This window comes from Stutzerimonas sp. LR2 (genome assembly GCF_055755175.1).
The window spans coordinates 118558-138105 of the sequence record NZ_JBVTRR010000003.1; the positions used below are offsets into that span (position 1 = coordinate 118558).

At 66.4% G+C, this 19548-nt stretch carries 14 protein-coding genes; 9 read left to right on the forward strand and 5 right to left on the reverse strand.

The window, feature by feature from the left end; translation table 11 throughout:
• Nucleotides 1-101: 101 nt before the first annotated feature.
• The 8 genes from mfd to pdeM all read left to right on the forward strand — a co-directional run bounded on the left by mfd (nucleotide 102) and on the right by pdeM (nucleotide 13482).
• Nucleotides 102-3548, forward strand: a complete 3447-nt coding sequence (gene mfd, locus ACVRRC_RS11355; RefSeq protein ID WP_472997025.1) for a transcription-repair coupling factor — start codon at nucleotides 102-104, stop codon at nucleotides 3546-3548.
• Complete coding sequence (locus tag ACVRRC_RS11360) at nucleotides 3549-4067, forward strand: peptidoglycan binding protein CsiV (protein WP_011913765.1); 519 nt, start codon at nucleotides 3549-3551, stop codon at nucleotides 4065-4067.
• A gap of 59 nt (nucleotides 4068-4126) precedes the next feature.
• Nucleotides 4127-6448 (forward strand): DEAD/DEAH box helicase, encoded by a 2322-nt coding sequence (locus tag ACVRRC_RS11365; protein ID WP_472997026.1) that lies wholly within the window; start codon nucleotides 4127-4129, stop codon nucleotides 6446-6448.
• Nucleotides 6449-6581: 133 nt separating this feature from the next.
• Nucleotides 6582-7148, forward strand: coding sequence for a hypothetical protein (locus ACVRRC_RS11370; protein WP_472997152.1), 567 nt, complete (start codon nucleotides 6582-6584; stop codon nucleotides 7146-7148).
• A 141-nt stretch (nucleotides 7149-7289) separates the two neighbouring features.
• Nucleotides 7290-8306, forward strand: a complete 1017-nt coding sequence (locus ACVRRC_RS11375) for a ligase-associated DNA damage response exonuclease (RefSeq protein WP_218421687.1) — start codon at nucleotides 7290-7292, stop codon at nucleotides 8304-8306.
• A 55-nt stretch (nucleotides 8307-8361) separates the two neighbouring features.
• On the forward strand, nucleotides 8362-10068 hold the full coding sequence (locus tag ACVRRC_RS11380) for an ATP-dependent DNA ligase (RefSeq protein ID WP_472997027.1): 1707 nt from the start codon (nucleotides 8362-8364) through the stop codon (nucleotides 10066-10068).
• Nucleotides 10065-12761, forward strand: coding sequence for a ligase-associated DNA damage response DEXH box helicase (locus tag ACVRRC_RS11385; RefSeq protein WP_408103612.1), 2697 nt, complete (start codon nucleotides 10065-10067; stop codon nucleotides 12759-12761). Before ACVRRC_RS11380 ends, ACVRRC_RS11385 begins: the two co-directional genes overlap by 4 nt.
• A 31-nt stretch (nucleotides 12762-12792) precedes the next feature.
• Entirely contained in the window at nucleotides 12793-13482 is a 690-nt protein-coding gene (gene pdeM / locus ACVRRC_RS11390; protein ID WP_061374356.1) for a ligase-associated DNA damage response endonuclease PdeM, read from the forward strand.
• Here the strand turns inward: pdeM and ACVRRC_RS11395 are convergent.
• Nucleotides 13460-13693: a hypothetical protein gene (locus ACVRRC_RS11395; protein ID WP_011913772.1), complete on the reverse strand. Its 234-nt coding sequence runs from the start codon at nucleotides 13691-13693 to the stop codon at nucleotides 13460-13462. The genes pdeM and ACVRRC_RS11395 overlap by 23 nt on opposite strands.
• A gap of 202 nt (nucleotides 13694-13895) precedes the next feature.
• On the opposite strand from ACVRRC_RS11395, the gene ACVRRC_RS11400 reads away from it, so the two are divergent.
• Nucleotides 13896-15230: an erythromycin esterase family protein gene (locus tag ACVRRC_RS11400; protein WP_472997028.1), complete on the forward strand. Its 1335-nt coding sequence runs from the start codon at nucleotides 13896-13898 to the stop codon at nucleotides 15228-15230.
• A 61-nt stretch (nucleotides 15231-15291) separates the two neighbouring features.
• Here ACVRRC_RS11400 and ACVRRC_RS11405 read toward each other — a convergent pair whose 3' ends face one another.
• From ACVRRC_RS11405 to relA, 4 genes are all read right to left on the reverse strand, one after another.
• A complete protein-coding gene (locus ACVRRC_RS11405) occupies nucleotides 15292-15453 on the reverse strand; it encodes a hypothetical protein (protein ID WP_162470521.1) in 162 nt (53 codons plus the stop codon).
• A gap of 108 nt (nucleotides 15454-15561) precedes the next feature.
• Nucleotides 15562-16101: a DUF2058 domain-containing protein gene (locus ACVRRC_RS11410; protein WP_014597124.1), complete on the reverse strand. Its 540-nt coding sequence runs from the start codon at nucleotides 16099-16101 to the stop codon at nucleotides 15562-15564.
• A gap of 114 nt (nucleotides 16102-16215) precedes the next feature.
• A complete protein-coding gene (gene mazG, locus ACVRRC_RS11415; protein ID WP_013983285.1) occupies nucleotides 16216-17046 on the reverse strand; it encodes a nucleoside triphosphate pyrophosphohydrolase in 831 nt (276 codons plus the stop codon).
• Nucleotides 17047-17213: 167 nt separating this feature from the next.
• Nucleotides 17214-19457: a GTP diphosphokinase gene (relA, locus tag ACVRRC_RS11420; protein WP_011913776.1), complete on the reverse strand. Its 2244-nt coding sequence runs from the start codon at nucleotides 19455-19457 to the stop codon at nucleotides 17214-17216.
• Nucleotides 19458-19548 lie beyond the last annotated feature (91 nt).

Genomic DNA, 19548 nt, shown 5'->3' on the forward strand with positions numbered 1-19548 from the left:
CCTAGCGCCGGCAATCTGCAGCGGACGAAACACTGACAGCCAAGCGCCTCGATAGTTACAATCCCGGCGGCCTATTTTTTCCATCGGAGCCACGCCCACTCGTGTCCGTCTTGCGCCTTCCCCCTCTGCCTGCCGCCAGCGGCAAGCAACATTGGGGCAATCTTCCAGGAGCCGCGCTGAGCCTGGCGATTGCCGAAGCAGCCAGCAACGCCAAACGCTTCACGCTCCTCCTCACCGCCGACAGCCAGAGCGCCGAGCGCCTGCAGGAAGAACTCGCCTTCTTCGCTCCGGATCTGCCGGTTCTGCATTTTCCGGATTGGGAAACGCTGCCCTACGACCTGTTCTCGCCGCACCAGGACATCGTTTCCCAGCGTATCGCCACGCTCTACCAGCTGCCTGAACTGAGCCATGGCGTGCTGGTAGTGCCGATCACCACCGCCCTACACAGGCTGGCGCCCAAGCGCTTTCTGCTCGGTTCGAGCCTGGTGCTGGATGTTGGGCAGAAGCTGGATGTCGAGCAGATGCGCCTGCGTCTGGAAGCGGCCGGCTATCGCTGCGTGGACACGGTCTACGAACATGGCGAGTTCGCCGTGCGTGGCGCGTTGATCGATCTGTTCCCCATGGGCAGCGCCCTGCCCTACCGTATCGACCTGTTCGATGACGAGATCGAAACCCTGCGCACTTTCGATCCGGAGAATCAGCGCTCCATCGACAAGGTGGAGTCGATCCGTCTGCTGCCAGCCCGGGAATTTCCGCTGAAAAAGGAAGCGGTCACCGGCTTCCGCGCACGTTTCCGCGAGCGTTTCGACGTCGACTTCCGTCGCTGCCCGATCTACCAGGACCTGTCCACCGGCATCACGCCCGCCGGTATCGAATACTACCTGCCGCTTTTCTATGAGGAGACGGCAACCCTCTTCGACTATCTGCCCGAAGACAGCCAGGTGTTTTCCCTGCCCGGCATCGAGCAGGCCGCCGAGCAGTTCTGGAATGACGTGCGCAATCGCTACGAGGAGCGCCGCGTCGACCCCGAGCGCCCGCTGCTGCCGCCGGCCGAGCTGTTCATGCCGGTGGAAGACTGCTTCGCCCGGCTCAAGCTGTGGCCGCGCGTGGTTGCCAGCCAGCAGGACGTGGAGCCGGGCATCGGCCGCGAGCGCTTCCCTGCACAGCCCCTGCCGGAACTGGCGATCGAATCCAAGGCCAGCGAGCCCCTGGGCAAGCTGCGCCAGTTCCTCGACGGCTTTCCGGGGCGCGTGCTGTTCACCGCCGAGTCCGCGGGGCGCCGCGAAGTGCTGCTGGAGCTGCTGGCGCGCCTGAAGCTGCGCCCGCAGGAAGTCGAAGGCTGGGGCGGGTTCCTCGCCAGCGAGGAGCGCCTGGCGATCGCCATCGCCCCGCTCGACGAAGGCTTGCTGCTGGACGAAGTCGCCCTGGTCGCGGAAAGCCCGCTGTTCGGCCAGCGCGTCATGCAACGCCGGCGTCGCGAGAAGAGTCGCGACGGCGGCGACAACGTCATCAAGAACCTCACCGAGCTGCGCGAAGGCGCGCCGGTGGTGCATATCGATCATGGAGTCGGCCGCTATCAGGGGCTGGTCACCCTCGAAATCGAAGGCCAGGCGCAGGAATTCCTCCTGCTGCAGTACGCTGACGAGGCCAAACTCTACGTGCCGGTCGCCAGCCTGCATCTGATCGCCCGCTATACCGGCAGCGACGACGCCCTGGCGCCACTGCACAAGCTCGGCTCGGAAACCTGGCAGAAAGCCAAGCGCAAGGCCGCCGAGCAGGTGCGCGACGTGGCTGCAGAACTGCTCGACATCTACGCCCGCCGCGCCGCGCGCCAGGGCTATGCCTTCAAGGACCCGCAGGTCGACTACGAAACCTTCGCCGCCGGCTTCCCCTTCGAGGAGACGCCGGACCAGCAGGCCGCCATCGACGCGGTGCGCGAGGACCTGCTTTCCGCCAAGCCGATGGACCGCCTCGTGTGTGGCGATGTCGGCTTCGGCAAGACCGAAGTCGCCATGCGCGCCGCCTTTATTGCCGTGCACGGCGGCAAGCAGGTGGCGGTACTGGTGCCCACCACCCTGCTCGCCCAGCAGCACTACAACAGCTTCCGCGACCGCTTCGCCGACTGGCCGGTGCGGGTCGAGGTGATGAGCCGTTTCAAGTCCGCCAAGGAAGTGCAGAACGCCATTACCGGGTTGGCCGACGGCAAGATCGACATCCTCATCGGCACCCACAAGCTGCTGCAGGACGACGTCAAGTTCAGCAACCTGGGCCTGGTCATCATCGACGAGGAACACCGCTTCGGTGTGCGCCAGAAGGAGCAGCTCAAGGCGCTGCGCAGCGAGGTGGACATCCTCACCCTGACCGCCACGCCGATTCCGCGCACGCTGAACATGTCCATCGCCGGCATGCGCGACCTGTCGATCATCGCCACGCCACCGGCGCGCCGGCTGTCGGTGCGCACCTTCGTCATGGAGGCCAACAACCCGACCATCAAGGAAGCGCTGCTGCGCGAGCTGCTGCGTGGCGGCCAGGTCTATTACCTGCACAACGACGTCAAGACCATCGAGAAGTGCGCCGCCGACCTGCAGACACTGGTACCCGAGGCACGCATCGCCATCGGCCACGGACAGATGCGCGAACGCGACCTCGAGCAGGTGATGAGCGATTTCTACCACAAGCGCTTCAACGTGCTGGTGGCCTCGACCATCATCGAAACCGGCATCGATGTGCCCAGCGCCAACACCATCATCATCGAGCGCGCCGACAAGTTCGGCCTGGCCCAGCTGCACCAGCTGCGCGGCCGCGTCGGCCGTAGCCATCACCAGGCCTATGCCTATCTGCTCACCCCGCCGCGCAAGGCCATGACCGATGATGCGCAGAAGCGTCTGGAAGCCATCGCCAACGCCCAGGACCTCGGTGCCGGCTTTGTCCTGGCCACCCACGACCTCGAAATCCGCGGTGCCGGCGAGCTGCTCGGCGAAGGCCAGAGCGGGCAGATCCAGGCCGTCGGCTTCACCCTGTACATGGAAATGCTCGAGCGTGCGGTCAAGGCCATCCGCAAGGGCGAACAACCAAACCTGGAGCAGCCGCTCGGTGGCGGCCCGGAGATCAACCTGCGCCTGCCGGCATTGATCCCCGAGGACTATCTGCCGGACGTGCACGCGCGCCTGATTCTCTACAAGCGCATCGCCAACGCCGCCGACGAGGACGGCCTGAAGGAACTGCAGGTAGAGATGATCGACCGCTTCGGCCTGTTGCCCGAACCGACCAAGAACCTGGTGCGCCTGACCCTGCTCAAGCTGCAGGCCGAAAAGCTGGGCATCACCAAGATCGACGCCGGCCCGCAGGGCGGACGCATCGAGTTCTCGGCCGACACTTCGGTTGACCCGATGGTGCTGATCAAGCTGATCCAGAGCCAGCCGAACCGCTACAAGTTCGAAGGCGCCACGCTGTTCAAATTCCAGGTGCCCATGGAGCGTCCCGAGGAGCGCTTCAACACCCTGGAAGCGCTGCTTGAGCGGCTGGCGCCCAACGAGCAAGGTTCCTAGATGCCGCGTCGCTATCTGGCCCTGTTGTTATTGTGGCTGTCGCCGCAGGTGCACGCCGAGGCGCTGTATCGCGTCGAGCTGATCCTGTTCCGCCACGCCACGCCGCTGGAGGCCAGCCGGCACGCGCCTTACGACTGGGCGCGGCAAGCCCTGCCGCTGGAGCGCCGCGCCGAGCGGCAGCCGGCGCTGGAGCACATCGCCGCCCGGCTGACCCCGGAGCAGGGTTATCAGGTGCTGCTGCACCGCGCCTGGCAGCAGCCGGTCAGCGACGACGGCCCGGCCATCGCCATTCACCAGGGCCAGCGCCACTTCGAACACTATCCGATCCAGGGCACGCTGAAGCTGCGACCGGGCCGCTACATGCAGACGGACATGACGTTCTGGGTCAACCGCTTCGGCGAGTACGGCCAGCTGCTCGCCAGCGAACGCCTGACGCAGCGGGTCCGCCTGGTACCCGGCCGGCTGACCTACATCGATCACGACAGCCTCGGGCTGCTGATCGAGCTCAGACGGCTATGAGCCTGTCGCCTTTGCGGCCCCGGCGGCGGCATCGCATCCCTGCAGCGGGGGCCTGAACCGTGGCCCCAGCACTGCCTTCGCGCCCGGAGCGGCGGATCGACGATCTCGCACCGGTGCCGCTGCTCAGCCTGGGCAGCCATCTGGCGACCAACTACCAACCCGGCAACCGGCGCATGGTCAGCGAATACCAGCACCGGGCGGGCCTGGCGTTTCTCTATGGCTCAGCGCGCGTGCATGGCAAGCGCGACGGCGAGCGCATTCGCCATCCGGCGGACGACGAGCTCCAGCTCATCGCCCGCCAGCCGCAGGCCGAGCAGGCATTGCGCAAGCAGCTGGAGCAGCTGGGCTTCCGTCCCGCGTTGCGCCAGAGCCTGGCCTTGCCGAAGGAGTCGGCGGAGATGTTCCAGCTGCCCGGCGAAGAAGCCTGGATCAGGTTCGTCCAGCAGCAGCTGCCGGAGCTGCGTCGCCAGGGCTGGCAGATCGACATTCACCCGGGCTTCGCCTACGACCTGACCGCCATCGACGCCTGGTACGCCGAGATCGACGAGTCCGCGGCGGAAGACTGGTTCGACCTCGACCTCGGTGTCGTCGTCGACGGCCAGCGCATCGGCATATTGCCCGTGCTCCTGCGCCTGATCCGCCAGAGCCCTCAGCTGCTCACGCCGCGGGCACTGGCCCAGCGGGGCGATGACGAGCAGCTGCGCGTGCAGCTGGAGCGACGCGACGGGCAACCGCTGCAGGTGGCTCTGCCCTTCTCCCGCATCAAGCCGATCCTGGCGACGCTTGGCGAACTCTATATGCGCGAGCCGATGGATGGCCCCGCGCTGCGTCTGAGCAAGGCCGACGGCGCGCGCCTGGCCGGCCTGGAAGGCCTGGCGCCGCACTGGCGCGGGGGCGAGCAGCTGCGTGCATTCGCTCGACGCCTGCACAGCCCTGGCGCCCAGCCCGGCCAGCCACCCGCCTCGCTGAACGCCACCCTGCGGCCCTACCAGCTGCAGGGCCTGGCCTGGATGCAGACCCTGCGCGAGCTGGGCGCCGGCGGCATCCTCGGTGATGACATGGGCCTCGGCAAGACACTGCAGAGCCTGGCACACATCCTCGCCGAAAAGCAGGCCGGACGCCTGGACCGCCCCGCGCTAGTGGTGATGCCCACCAGCCTGATCCCCAACTGGCAGGACGAAGCCAGCCGTTTCGCCCCGCACCTGCGCGTGCTGACGCTCACCGGCAGTGGCCGGCAGAAGCACTTCGCCGGGATCGCCGATCACGACCTGCTGCTGACCAGCTACGCCTTGCTGACACGCGACATCGCCGTGCTGCGCGAGCAACCGCTGCATCTGCTGATCCTTGACGAGGCGCAGCACATCAAGAATCCCTCCAGCAAGGCCGCCCAGGCGGTGCGCGAGCTGCAGACCCGGCAACGGCTGTGCCTGACCGGCACGCCATTGGAAAACCACCTGGGCGAGCTATGGTCGCTGTTCCACTTCCTCATGCCCGGCTGGCTCGGCGATGCGCGGCGCTTCACCCAGGATTACCGCAACCCCATCGAGAAGCATGGCGACGAGGCCCGTCTGGCACATCTGCGCGCGCGCCTCCGGCCGTTCCTGCTGCGCCGCACAAAGGAACAGGTGGCCACCGAGCTGCCGGCCAAGAACGAGTTCGTCCACTGGGTCGAGCTGTCGCCCGCCCAGCGCGAACGCTACGAGACGCTACGCCTGGCCATGGACCGCAAGGTCCGCGATGAAATCGAGCGCAAGGGCCTGGCGCGCAGCCAGATGGTCATCCTCGAGGCGCTGCTCAAGCTGCGGCAGGTCTGCTGCGATCTGCGCCTGCTCAAGGGCGATGCCGTTGCGACGTCTCGCGGCAGCAGCTCGGGCAAGCTGGACAGCCTGCTGGACATGCTCGACGAGCTGATGAGCGAAGGACGCCGCGTGCTGCTGTTTTCCCAGTTCACCTCGATGCTGGCGCTGATTGAACAGGCGCTGCTCAAGCGCGGCATCACCTACGTCAAGCTGACCGGCGAGACCGATGATCGACGCATGCCGGTCGAACGCTTCCAGGCCGGCGAAGTGCCGCTGTTTCTCATCAGCCTGAAGGCCGGCGGCACCGGACTGAACCTGACGGCCGCCGACACGGTGATCCATTACGATCCCTGGTGGAACCCCGCTGCCGAGAACCAGGCTACCGACCGCGCCTATCGCATCGGTCAGGACAAGCCGGTGTTCGTCTATCGTCTGATCACCCGCGGCACCGTCGAGGAGCGTATCCGCGAGCTGCAGGCGCGCAAGGCCGAGCTGGCCGCCGGCGTGCTGGAGGGCAGCGGTGAAGGCGGCTGGCAGCTGGCCGAGCAGGACATCGAAGCGCTCTTCGCGCCGCTGCCTTGAGCCATGCCTGGCGAAGTTGTGACGCCGACAAGCGCAGCATTTCGCGCTTTGCCAGATCATCGCCACCTCGTTTAACTTCTCACCAGACGACGGCATGGCCGTCCCCACCCGCCAGCGCTACAAGGAGCAACCCATGAGCCTCTACGAGATTGCCTTTTCCGGCCAGCTGCTCCCCGGCGCGAAGCTCGAACAGGTCGAAGCCAACCTGACCAGGCTGTTCCAGGCCGATGCCCAGCGCATCGCGCTGCTGTTCTCCGGGCGCCGCATCGTGATCAAGCAGAACCTGGACTTCGCTGCGGTGGAAAAATACCGCCAGGCCATGGAGCGCGCCGGTGCCCAGGTCGAGGTCAAACCGATGCCGGTGGATGTCGAGGAAATCGAGCTGGCGCCACCACCCGCCACGCCTGTCGCTACCCCTGCGAGCACCGCACCTGCAACGGCTCGGCCCGGCGAGACACCTGGCGCACTGAAGGTGACGCCGCGGGATGAATACATGGCCGCCTTCAGCGACGTCGAGGCGCCGGACTTCGGTATCGCACCGGTTGGCGTCGACCTGCAGGACGCCCGTCCCGAACCCGAGGCCCCGCGCGTGGACCTTTCGCAATTCAGCCTGGCTCCGGTGGGCAGCGACATGGGCGAGATGCCGCGCGCCGTCGACGGGCCCAAGCCGGACATATCGCACCTCAAGCTGACGGACTGATCGCAGCGCACCGCAAGAAACAGCCGCCCGGCCATTTACAGCGACCGGTAGGGTGGGCTTCGGCCCACCTCGCGCTGATCGGGCGAACTCGCAGCGCTGCGCCATGCTCCAAACCTACAAGCCCGCAAAGCGCCTGTACTCATGGATCTTGTCGTTGCCCGCCCCGAAGGGCTGTATTGCCCGCCCGGTGATTTCTATATCGACCCCTGGCGGCCGGTCGATCGCGCCGTCATAACCCACGCCCATGGCGACCACGCACGCTGGGGGATGGGCCATTACCTGGCCTCCAGCGACAGCGAAGGCATCCTGCGTTCGCGCATCGCCGCCGACATGCCACTGCAGACGCTGGCCTATGGCGAATCCATCGAGCATCACGGCGTAAAGCTCAGCTTTCATCCCGCTGGTCATGTACTCGGCTCGGCCCAGGTGCGCCTGGAATACAAGGGCGAAGTCTGGGTCGCCTCGGGCGATTACAAGGTCGAGCCGGACGACACCTGCGCGCCGTTCGAGCCGGTGCGCTGCCATACCTTCATCACCGAATCGACCTTCGGCCTGCCGATCTACAAGTGGCCGGCGCAGGGCGAAGTATTCCGCGAGATCAACGACTGGTGGCGCGCCAACGCCGCGGCCGGACGTGCCTCGGTGCTGTTCTGCTATGCCTTCGGCAAGGCGCAGCGCATCCTGCACGGCCTGGATGAAAGCATCGGCACCATCGTCGTGCATGGCGCGGTAGAGCCGCTGAACAAGGTCTATCGCGAGGGCGGCATCCACCTGCCGCCGACGGTGTATGCCGGTGACCTGAAGAAGGGTGATCCGCGCCTGAAGCAGGCCATCATCCTCGCCCCGCCCTCGGCTGGCGGCAGCACATGGATGCGCCGCTTCGGTGACTATGCCGACGCCTTCGCCAGCGGCTGGATGATGCTGCGCGGCACCCGCCGTCGCCGCGGCGTCGACCGCGGCTTCGTGCTTTCCGACCATGCCGACTGGCCAGGCCTGCTCTGGGCCATCGAGCAGACCGGCGCCGAACGGGTAATGGTCACCCACGGCTCCGTTGCGGTGCTGGTGCGCTACCTGCGCGAAATGCGCGGCCTTGATGCCCAGGCCTTCGCCACCGAATACGGCGAAGAGGACGATGCCGCGACGGAGGGCACCGCATGATCGAAGGCCACGCCGCTTTCCCGTGCCGCGGCGACCGCCGAAGCGGAGGCGCCGCATGAAAGCCTTCGCCACGCTCTACAGTCGCCTGGACGCCACCACGTCGAGCAATGCCAAACTGGCCGCGATGCGCGACTACTTTCGCGAGGCCGATCCGGCCGACGCTGCCTGGGCGGTCTACTTCCTGGCCGGCGGTCGCCCGCGTCAACTGGTCCCGACCCGCGTCCTGCGCGAAACCGCCATGCAGGCGGCGGGCCTGCCCGAATGGTTGTTCGAGGAAAGCTACCAGGCGGTCGGCGACATGGCCGAGACCATCTCGCTGCTGATGTCCGAGGCCGAGCACAGCTCCGAGGACGGGCTGGCCGTGTGGATGCAGGACCGACTGCTACCGCTGCGCGGCCTGCCGCCGGAGGAGCTGGCCGAACGCTTGCCGGCGCTCTGGGCACAGCTGGACCGGCTCAGCCTGATGGTCTGCATCAAGCTGATCACCGGCGCCTTTCGCGTCGGCGTGTCGAAACTGCTGGTCACCCGCGCGCTGGCCTCGCTGGCCGACCTCGACCCCAAGCGCGTCGCGCAGCGCCTGGTCGGCTACACCGACCTGTCCCATCGACCCAGCGCCGAGGGCTACCGCGCGCTGATCGCCGAAGAATCCGAGCATGAGCATGCCCAGCGTGGTGGCCAGCCCTACCCGTTCTTTCTCGCTCATGCGCTGCAGGCCCCGGTGGACACGTTCGACACGCTGCTTGGCGCGCCGGACAACTGGTTCATCGAATGGAAGTGGGATGGCATCCGCGCCCAACTGGTCAAGCGCGACGGGCAGATCTGGGTCTGGTCGCGCGGTGAGGAGCTGGTCAGCGAGCGTTTTCCCGAGCTGTGCGAACTGGCTCGCTGCCTGCCCGACGGCACGGTGATCGATGGCGAGATCCTGGTCTGGAAGCATGCCCCGGAGACCCCAGCCGGCGAGCTGTTCGACGCCGCCAGCACCGGCGAGCCCAGCGCCGATGGCTTCGGCGTGCGGCCGTTCGCCCTGCTGCAACAGCGCATCGGACGCAAGAACCTGACCGCCAAGGTGCTGCAGGATGCGCCGGTGGCGGTGCTCGCCTACGACCTGCTGGAATGGCAGGGCGACGACTGGCGGCAACGCGAACACCGTGAACGCCGGGTGCAGCTCGAGGCGGTCGTGGGCCAATGCCCCAGCCCGCAGCTGATGCTTTCACCACTGGTGAGCGGAGCGGATTGGCAGGATCTGGCCCGCCAGCGCGAAGCCTCACGCGCGCTGGGCGTGGAAGGCATGATGATCAAGGCGCGCGCGGCCCAGTACGGCGTCGGTCGGACCAAGGACGTCGGCGTCTGGTGGAAATGGAAGATCGACCCCTACTCCGTCGATGCCGTGCTGATCTATGCCCAGCGCGGTCATGGCCGCCGCGCCAGCCTCTACACCGACTACACCTTTGCCGTCTGGGACGGCGAGCCGGGCGACCCTGAGCGCAAGCTCGTGCCCTTCGCCAAGGCCTATTCCGGCCTTACCGACGAGGAAATGCGCAAGGTCGACGCCATCGTCCGCAAGACCACCGTGGAGAAGTTCGGCCCGGTGCGCAGCGTCACGCCGACCCTGGTGTTCGAACTCGGCTTCGAAGGCATCGCCGCCAGCAGCCGCCACAAGAGCGGCATCGCCGTGCGCTTCCCGCGCATGCTGCGCTGGCGCCTCGACAAGCCGGTGGAGGAAGCCGATACCCTGGCCACCCTGCGGGAATTGCTGGGATGAAACCAAGGCACCCGGCACCCGCTCGGCCCTCATCCCAACCCTCTCCCAAGAGCCGAGCCGAGCAGCCACACGATCACCACCCCCTCCCTCAGGAAGAGGAGCCGGGGGTAAGGAACGGGGCGGAGAGCCTCGCTGCGGGCTGGTTTTCCAGCCGTGCCTGGCAACCCTTCCCGTTCCAGCAGGAGGTCTGGCAAGCGATAGGCGATGGCGAATCGGGCCTGCTGCACGCCACCACCGGCTCCGGCAAGACCTACGCCGTCTGGCTCGGAGCCCTGAATCGCTTTGCGACCAAGGCACCCTCTCCCACCGCGACGGACAAGCCAGCGCCGTTGACGGTGCTCTGGATCACCCCGATGCGCGCCCTGGCCGCCGACACCGCCCGCGCCCTGCAGGCGCCGCTGGACGACCTCGGCATCGGCTGGAGCATCGGCCTGCGCACCGGCGATACCAGCGGTGCCGAGCGTGCGCGGCAGGGACGGCGTCTGCCCAGCGCGCTGGTCACCACGCCGGAAAGCCTGACCCTGCTGCTGACCCGCGCCGATGCACGCCAAGCCTTCGCCGGTTTGCGCATGCTGGTGGTGGACGAATGGCACGAGCTCTTGGGCAACAAGCGCGGCGTGCAACTGCAACTGGCCCTGGCGCGCCTGCGTCAATGGATGCCGGAGCTGATCGTCTGGGGCCTTTCCGCCACTCTCGGCAACCAGCCCCACGCGCTGGACGTGCTGCTGCACCCCGGCAGCGGCAGGCTGGTGCAGGGCAAGATGGACAAGGACCTGCGCGTCGACACCCTGCTGCCGCCGAGCATCGAGCGCTTCCCCTGGGCCGGTCATCTCGGCCTGCGCATGCTGCCGCAGGTGGTCGAAGAGATCGATTCCGCCGCGACTACCCTGGTGTTCACCAATACCCGCTCGCAGTCGGAAATCTGGTATCAGGCGCTGCTGGATGCGCGGCCGGACTGGGCCGGATTGATCGCCCTGCACCACGGCTCACTCGCACGCGAGGTGCGCGACTGGGTCGAACTGGGCCTCAAGCAGGGCGCGCTCAAGGCCGTGGTCTGCACCTCCAGCCTGGATCTGGGCGTGGACTTCCTGCCGGTCGAGCGAGTTTTGCAGATCGGCTCGCCCAAGGGCGTGGCGCGGCTGATGCAGCGCGCCGGCCGCTCCGGACACGCGCCGGGGCGAACCTCGCGGGTCACCCTGGTGCCCACCCATAGCGTGGAGGTGGTGGAAGCCGCGGCCGCCCAGGTGGCCATCGCCGAGCGCCGCATCGAGGCCCGCAGCGCACCGCATCGCCCGCTCGACGTGCTGGTGCAGCACCTGGTGAGCATGGCCCTAGGCGGCGGCTTCCGCCCGGATGAGCTGCTCGCCGAGGTGCGCCAGGCCTGGTCCTACCGGGAGCTGACCGACGAGCACTGGCAATGGGCGCTGGCCTTCGTCCGTCATGGCGGGCATTCGCTGACGGCCTACCCCGACTATCAGCGGGTCGAGCCGGACGAAACCGGCCTGTGGAAAGTACCCAGTCGTCGCGTTGCGCTGCGCCATCGCATGAGCATCGGCACCATCGTCAGCGACGCCAGCCTGACGGTGAGGTTCTGGGCCAAGGGCGGCAGCGGGCGTTCGCTGGGCAGCATCGAGGAAGGTTTCATCGCGCGCCTGCGCCCCGGCGACAACTTCCTCTTCGGCGGTCGCCTGCTGGAACTGGTGCGGGTCGAGAACATGACCGCCTACGTCAGCCGCGCGACGGGCAAGAAGGCTGCCGTGCCCCGCTGGAACGGCGGTCGCATGCCGCTATCCAGCGAGCTGGCCGATGCCGTGGTCGAGCAGCTCGGTGCTGCCTCGCGCGAGCAGTTCACCACCCCCGAAATGCGCCTGGTCGAACCGCTGCTTCGCGTCCAGATGGACTGGTCGGCGCTGCCCACCAAGACCACCTTGCTGGCCGAGGTGATGAAGTCCCGCGAAGGCTGGCACCTGTTCCTCTACCCCTTCGCCGGGCGCCATGTGCACCTGGGTCTGGCCAGTCTGCTGGCCTGGCGCATGGGCCAGCGTCAACCGCTGACCTTCTCCATCGCGGTCAACGACTATGGCTTCGAACTGCTTTCGGCCACCGAGGTGGACTGGCTGCACTGGCTGACGCCGGAGCTCTTCAGCGAAAACGACCTGCTGCACGACGTGCTCGCCAGCCTCAATGCCAGTGAGCTGGCGCGCCGCCGTTTTCGCGAGATCGCGCGCATCGCCGGGCTGGTATTTTCCGGCTACCCGGGTGCGCAGAAGAGCGCGCGTCAGCTGCAGGCTTCCAGTGGCCTGTTCTTCGATGTGTTCCGCCAGTACGATCCGGGCAATCTGCTGCTGACCCAGGCCGAGGAAGAGGTGCTGCGCCAGGAGCTGGAAGTCGAGCGCTTGCAGCAGACGTTGCAACGCCTGCAACAGCGCCGTCTGGACGTCCATCAGGTGCGGCGCGCGACCCCGCTGGCCTTTCCGCTGATGGTCGAGCGCTTTCGCGAAAGCATGACTTCGGAGAAGCTCGCCGACCGCATCCGCCGCATGGTGGCGGAGCTGGACAAGGCTGCTGGTCCCGGCGGCTACCAGCCCGAGCCACAATCGACGATCACCATCGAGCGCGACGCCCCGCGACCACGCAAGCCCCGCGCACGCAAGGACGGCACGCCGCGCACGAGGAAGGCCAAACCCGCCTGATGAACCGAACCACAGGACGAACCGACGGATCATGAACGCCTACCAGCCCATCGAACTGGCCGGCGCCACACTCTGGCTGCTGGCGGAAAAGGCGATCTACTGGCCCGCACAGCAGGCTCTGTTGGTGGCCGACATCCATTTTGGAAAGGCCGCAGCCTATCGTCGCCTCGGCCAGCCTGTGCCCCATGGCACCACCGATGCCAACCTGCGCCAGCTGGACGGCCTGCTGGCCCGATACTGCTGCCGCCAGCTGATCTTTCTCGGCGACTTCCTGCACGCACCCGAATCCCATGCGCCGGCCACACTTGCGCGCCTGGCCGAATGGCGCTCGCGCCATCCCCAGCTGGCCATCACACTGGTGCGCGGCAACCACGACCGCCGTGCAGGAGACCCGCCGGCCCAGCTCGGCATCGACGTAGTGAACGAGCCACTGCTGCTCGGCCCGTACGCGCTGCAGCACGAACCGCAGCCGCACCCCAGCCACCACGTGCTGGCGGGCCACGTTCACCCTGCCTTCCCGCTACAGGGTCGCGGGCGCCAGCGCCTGCGCCTGCCCTGCTTCTGCATCGGCGAACGACTCAGCCTGCTGCCAGCCTTCGGCAGCTTCACCGGCACGATGACGGTGGCAACCGAAGACAGCTGGCGAATCTATGTGGTGGGGGATGGAGAGGTGTGGCCGGTGGCGCACTCGGCGCCGGTCAGGCCTGGGATATACCGGTGATGGTGATGCCGTAGCGTTCGGCAAGGCGTGTGGCGGGAGTGTCCTCGAGATCGGGGTCGTGCTCGTGCTCGCTTTCCTGATCCGGATAGAGCTCCTCCGCCTTGCGCGTCACCAGTTCGACCGCATCGTCGATGTCGGGCTGGTGTTCGGAGTCGATCTTCAGCATCGAAGTGTTGCCGTCTTTGTTGTACGCAATGATCCAGGTCGTCATGGAATGCCCCTCGCCTTAAAGAAACCCGTGTGAACGTAATAACGCCCATTTTGGTTTTTGTAAGTTTTTAGACCCATCCGGCGTCGGCAGTTCGGTCCCTCACCTCAAAGTTAGCAGCTTTAATTGCAGGACGAGGAACAACACTCCGGATGGCCAGTCATCCGTGGTGTCCTTGTTCGACGAGAAGAATGAGTCCGACCCCATGAGCGCCTCCCGTGCACATTCATCCGAGCCATCAGAGGATCAGCTGGTCGCCCTGCTGCGCCAGCATGCCGAGCCCCTGCCCGCCCTGGACGAGCCGCGCTTCGCCGACGCCTTCGAGCGCTACGCCGACGCGCGGGTCGTGCTGATCGGTGAGGCCAGCCATGGCAGTTCCGAGTTCTATCGGGCCCGCGCCGCGATCACCCGGCGGCTGATCGAACAGCACGGGTTCTCCATCGTCGCGGTCGAGGCGGACTGGCCCGATGCCGCGCGCATCGACTGCCATTGTCGGCAGCGCGAGCCCGTCGCCTGGGCCGAAAATGCCTTCAAGCGCTTCCCGAGCTGGATGTGGCGCAATCGCGAGGTCGACGGCTTCGTGCGCTGGCTGCGTGAGCACAATGCCGCGCTGACCGCCGAACAACGCGTCGAGTTTCGCGGCCTGGACGTCTACAGCCTCGGCAGCTCGATGCGCGAAGTGCTGGATTATCTGGATCGCACCGATCCGGCGGCCGCCGCCGCTGCCCGGCGGCGCTATGGTTGCCTGAGCCCTTGGCAGGAAGACCCGGCCGACTACGGCCGCAACGTCATGCTCGGCCAGCCTTCCTGCGAAAACGCCGTCATTGAACAACTGCAGGCTCTGCTCACCCAGCGCCTGGCGTACATCGACCAGGACGGCGAGCGCTTCTTCAATGCCGAACGCAACGCGCGGGTGGTGCTTGCCGCGGAGCACTACTATCGGGCGATGTACCGCGGCTCGACGGAGTCCTGGAATCTGCGCGACCGGCACATGTTCGATACGCTGCGTGCCCTGCTCGATCATCGCGGCGCGGATGCCAAGGCAGTGGTCTGGGCGCACAACTCGCACATCGGCAATGCCGCGGCGACCTCGATGGGCTGGGGTGGCGAGTTCAATATCGGCGAACTCTGCCGCACGGCCTTCGGCCGCGACGCGGTGCTGATCGGCATGGCGACCGACCGCGGCGAGGTCGCCGCGGCGGACAACTGGTACGAGCCGATGCGGCGCAAGCAGGTCATCCCGTCGCGGCCCGACAGTTGGGAGCAGCTGTTCCTGCGGGCCGGCGTGCCGGCATCACTGACCGATTGGCGGGATGATCGGGGCAAGCTGCGCGAGGCGCTCAGCCATCCACGACTGGAGCGTGCGATCGGCGTCATCTACCGGCCTCTGACGGAGCGGCAGAGTCATTACTTTCGCGCCATCCTGGCCGAGCAGTTCGACGCGCTGATCTGGCTGGAGCAGACGCAGGCGGTGACGCCCATCGGCCCGCAGGACATCGACGCGAGCGTCGTGCCGGATACCTACCCGTTCGGGGAGTAAGCCTGCGTCGCGGCACCGGAGCGCTGCGACGCAGTCATGCATGAAGAGACTAACAGCCGGCTTATGCCACCGGCGCAGGTGGTGGTTGATCCGGCACGGTGGGCTCACCAGGCTCAGATGGCTGGGTCGGCACTCCCGGCTCCTCCGGATCGCCCGGCACGCCGGCGGCGCGCCAGTACTGGCTGTCAGCATTGGGGGTATAACGAAGCGATTGAGCGGGCATGATGTCCTCCACTGCATGCACCCGCGGCAGCGGGCAGGTCTGTAGTAGAGGGCCGGGCGAGGCGTTTCTATCCCACCTTCCGTCGGAGGCCACGCCCACCCGCGGCGCTTACCACATCAGGTCGTCGGGAACCTGATAGGCGGCGTATGGATCGTCGGCATCCGGTTCTTCGGTGCGGATGTTGAGCTGCACCACGCGCTGCGGGTCACGCTCCTGGATCTTCAGCGCCGCTTCGCGCGGAATGACCTCGTAGCCGCCGCCGTGCCGCACGATCGCCAGCGAGCCACTGGCCAGCTTGTCACGCATCAGCTTGTTGACCGAAAGGCGCTTGACCTTCTTGTCGTCGACGAAATTGTAGTAGTCCTCAGTGGTCAGCTTCGGCAGGCGGCTGGTCTCGATCAGCTGTTTGATCTGCGCGGCGCGGGCCTTCTGCTCCGCCTTCTCCTGCTGCTGACGGTTGAGTTCCTGGTCGCGGGCGAGCTTCTCGGCCTGGGCCTGCAACGCGGCCTGGCGCTGGGAGTCGTCCTTCTCGACCTGCCCCTTTTTCTCCAGGCGCTGCTGCTTCTGCTTCTGCTTGACGGCCTGCTTGGCCTGCTTTTCGTTGACCAGCCCGGCTTTGAGCAGCTGGTCACGGAGGGAAAGACTCATGTTTCGGCTCGTCTTTTGGGTGAATTCAAATGGGCGCGGTGGCTGCGAATCCTCGCGGCGCCGAGCGGCATTGTGGTGGATGCGCAAGACGACATCCACCTCTGCGCGCCGTCTTCAGCCGCAGGACGGCGACCGCTCGGCCTTCTTGGCTTCGCCCCAGAGGGCGTCCAGCTCTTCGAGGTCGCAATTCTCGATGGGTCGTCCCGCGTCCCGCAAGGCCTGTTCGATGAAGCGGAAGCGCCGCTCGAACTTGCCGTTGGCCGCACGCAGGGCGTTTTCCGGATCGACCTTGAGATGGCGCGCCAGGTTGACCACCACGAACAGCAGGTCGCCCAGCTCTTCGGCGATGGCCTGCGGATCGTTTTCGCTCATCGCCTCCAGCACTTCGTCCAGTTCTTCGCGCACCTTGTCCACCACCGGCAGCGCCTCGGGCCAGTCGAAGCCCACCTGGGCGGCGCGCTTCTGCAGCTTCGCCGCGCGACTGAGCGCCGGCAATGCGCTGGGAACGTCATCGAGAAGAGACAGCTGCTCGGGCGCGGCGGCTTTCTCGGCGCGCTCCTCGGCCTTGATCTCCTCCCAGCGCCGCTTGATCGCCGCCTCATCGAGCCGCGGAAGTTCCGGCGAGCCGTACAGGTCACCATCCGGAAAGACATGCGGGTGTCGGCGCACCAGCTTGCGGGTAATGGCATCGACCACCGTGGCGAAGTCGAAGCGCCCCTCCTCCCGGGCCAATTGGCTGTAGTAGACGACCTGGAACAGCAGATCGCCCAGCTCGCCGGGGAGATGCTCGAAGTCGCCACTTTCGATGGCATCGGCCACCTCGTAGGCCTCCTCCAGCGTGTGCGGGACGATACTCGCGTAGTCCTGTTGCAGATCCCAGGGGCACCCGTGCTGCGGATCGCGCAGCCGGGCCATCAGGTGCAGCAGGTCGGGGAGTTGGTACATGGGATTCCTCAAGGAGACTTGGCTATCGACGGTCGCTCAGCGCCGGGCGTCGCGAGCGAAGAGCCGGCTAGGCGAACGCCTGCCGAAAAGCGGAGTTGGCTGGTGCCAATGCGCACTTTTCGGTAGGCCTTCAACTACGCCGGATCGAGCGCAGCCGTTCGGAAAGATCAGGAAGCGCGCTGACGCTTGGCCTCGATGATATTCGGCAGCTGCGAAATACGGCTGAGCAGACGCCCCAGCGCATTCAACCCCGGGATCTCGATGGTCAGCGTCATCTGTGCGGTGCTGTCTTCCTTGTTCGAACGGGTGTTCATCGACAGCACGTTGATGCGTTCGTTGAGCAGCATCTGCGAGATATCACGCAGCAGACCGGCACGGTCGTACGCGCGGATCATGATCTCGACCGGATAGGTCTTCTCCGGCACCGGGCCCCAGCTGACCTGGATGATCCGCTCCGGCTCGCGACCGGCCAGCTGCAGCACCGACGGGCAGTCTTGGCGGTGGATGCTGACACCGCGGCCCTGAGTGATGTAGCCGACGATCGGGTCGCCCGGCAGCGGCTGGCAGCAGCCGGCCATCTGCGTCAGCAGGTTGCCGACGCCCTGGATCTGCACATCGCCACGCTTGCCGGGCTTGTGTGGCGCGGAACGCCGCGGGATCAGCTCCAGCTGATCGTAACCGCGCTCCGGCTCGACCAGCTGCTGGGCCATGTTGACCAGATGCGCCAGGCGCAGGTCGCCGGCACCAAGGGCGGCGAACATGTCCTCGGCGTTCTTCAGGTTGGCCTTTTCGGCCAGCTTGTCGAAATCCACCGGCGGCAGGTCCAGGCGGCTCAGCTCGCGTTCCAGCAGCGCCTTGCCGGCGGCGACGTTCTGGTCGCGCGCCTGCAGCTTGAACCAGTGAACGATCTTTGCCCGCGAACGTGACGTGGTGATGTAACCCAGGTTGGGGTTCAGCCAGTCGCGGCTCGGCGAGCCGTGCTTGCTGGTGATGATCTCCACCTGCTCACCGGTCTGCAGGCTGTAGTTGAGCGGGACGATGCGGCCGTTGACCTTCGCCCCGCGGCAGTTGTGGCCGATCTCGGTGTGCACCCGGTAGGCGAAATCCAGCGGTGTCGCGCCCTTGGGCAGGTCGATGGCATGGCCATCCGGAGTGAACACATAGACGCGATCAGGCTCGATGTCGACGCGCAACTGGTCGGCCAGGCCGCCGATGTCGCCCAGCTCTTCGTGCCATTCGAGCACCTGACGCAGCCAGGCGATCTTTTCCTCGTAGTGGTCCGAACCGGAATTGACGTCGGTACCCTTGTAGCGCCAGTGCGCGCAGACCCCCAGTTCGGCCTCCTCGTGCATGGCGTGGGTGCGGATCTGCACCTCCAGCACCTTGCCCTCGGGGCCGATCACCGCGGTATGCAGCGAGCGATAGCCATTCTCCTTGGGGTTGGCGATGTAATCGTCGAATTCCTTGGGAATGTGCCGCCACAGGGTGTGCACGATACCCAGCGCGGTGTAGCAGTCACGCACTTCCGGAACCAGCACACGAACGGCACGAACGTCGTAGATCTGGCTGAACTGCAGGCCCTTCTTCTGCATTTTTCGCCAGATGGAATAGATGTGCTTGGCGCGTCCGTCAATTTCCGGCTGGATGCCGGCCGCGGTCAGTTCGTCCTTGAGCTGCTGGACGACATTGGTGATGTACTGCTCGCGGTCGAGGCGACGCTCGTGCAGCAGCTGGGCGATCTGCTTGTACTGCTCCGGCTCGAGGTAGCGGAAGGACAGATCCTCCAGCTCCCACTTGATGTGGCCGATGCCCAGGCGGTGGGCCAGCGGTGCGTAGATGTCGAAGACCTCGCGGGCGACACGCTGGCGCTTCTCGTCGTCGGCCAGCTTCACCGCGCGGATGGCGCAGGTGCGCTCGGCCAGCTTGATCAGCGCGACGCGGACGTCGTCGACCATGGCCACCAGCATCTTGCGCAGGTTTTCCACCTGCGCCTGGGACCCGAGCACCAGCGATTCGCGCGGGTTGAGGCTGGCGCTGATCGCCGCCATGCGCAGCACACCTTCGATGAGCTTGGCCACCACCGGCCCGAAGCGCTGGTGCACATCGGCCAGCTGAATCTTGCCCTCACGCACGCCGCGGTAGATGACCGCAGCGACCAGGCTGTCCTGATCCAGTTTGAGGTCAGCGAGGATCTCGGCGATCTCCAGGCCGATCTGATAGCTGGAGGTGCCTTCGCTCCAGAGGTTCTGCGCGGCATTGGCCTGCTGTTCCGCTTCGCGGGCGAACTCGCAGGCCTCCTTCAGCGCCGCACGGTCGAGTGCCGGGTCCATCCCCAACACATGATCGAGCCAGCCATCCAGGTTGATGCTGCCGTCCGTATTGATCGGCTGAACCGCTCTGACCTGTACCATCTACCTTCCCTTCTGCGCAGCATCTGCGCCATGAACGCCGGCATTCTGCGTGCCGGTCGGTTGAACCACAGGCCAGTCGCCTGTCAAAAAA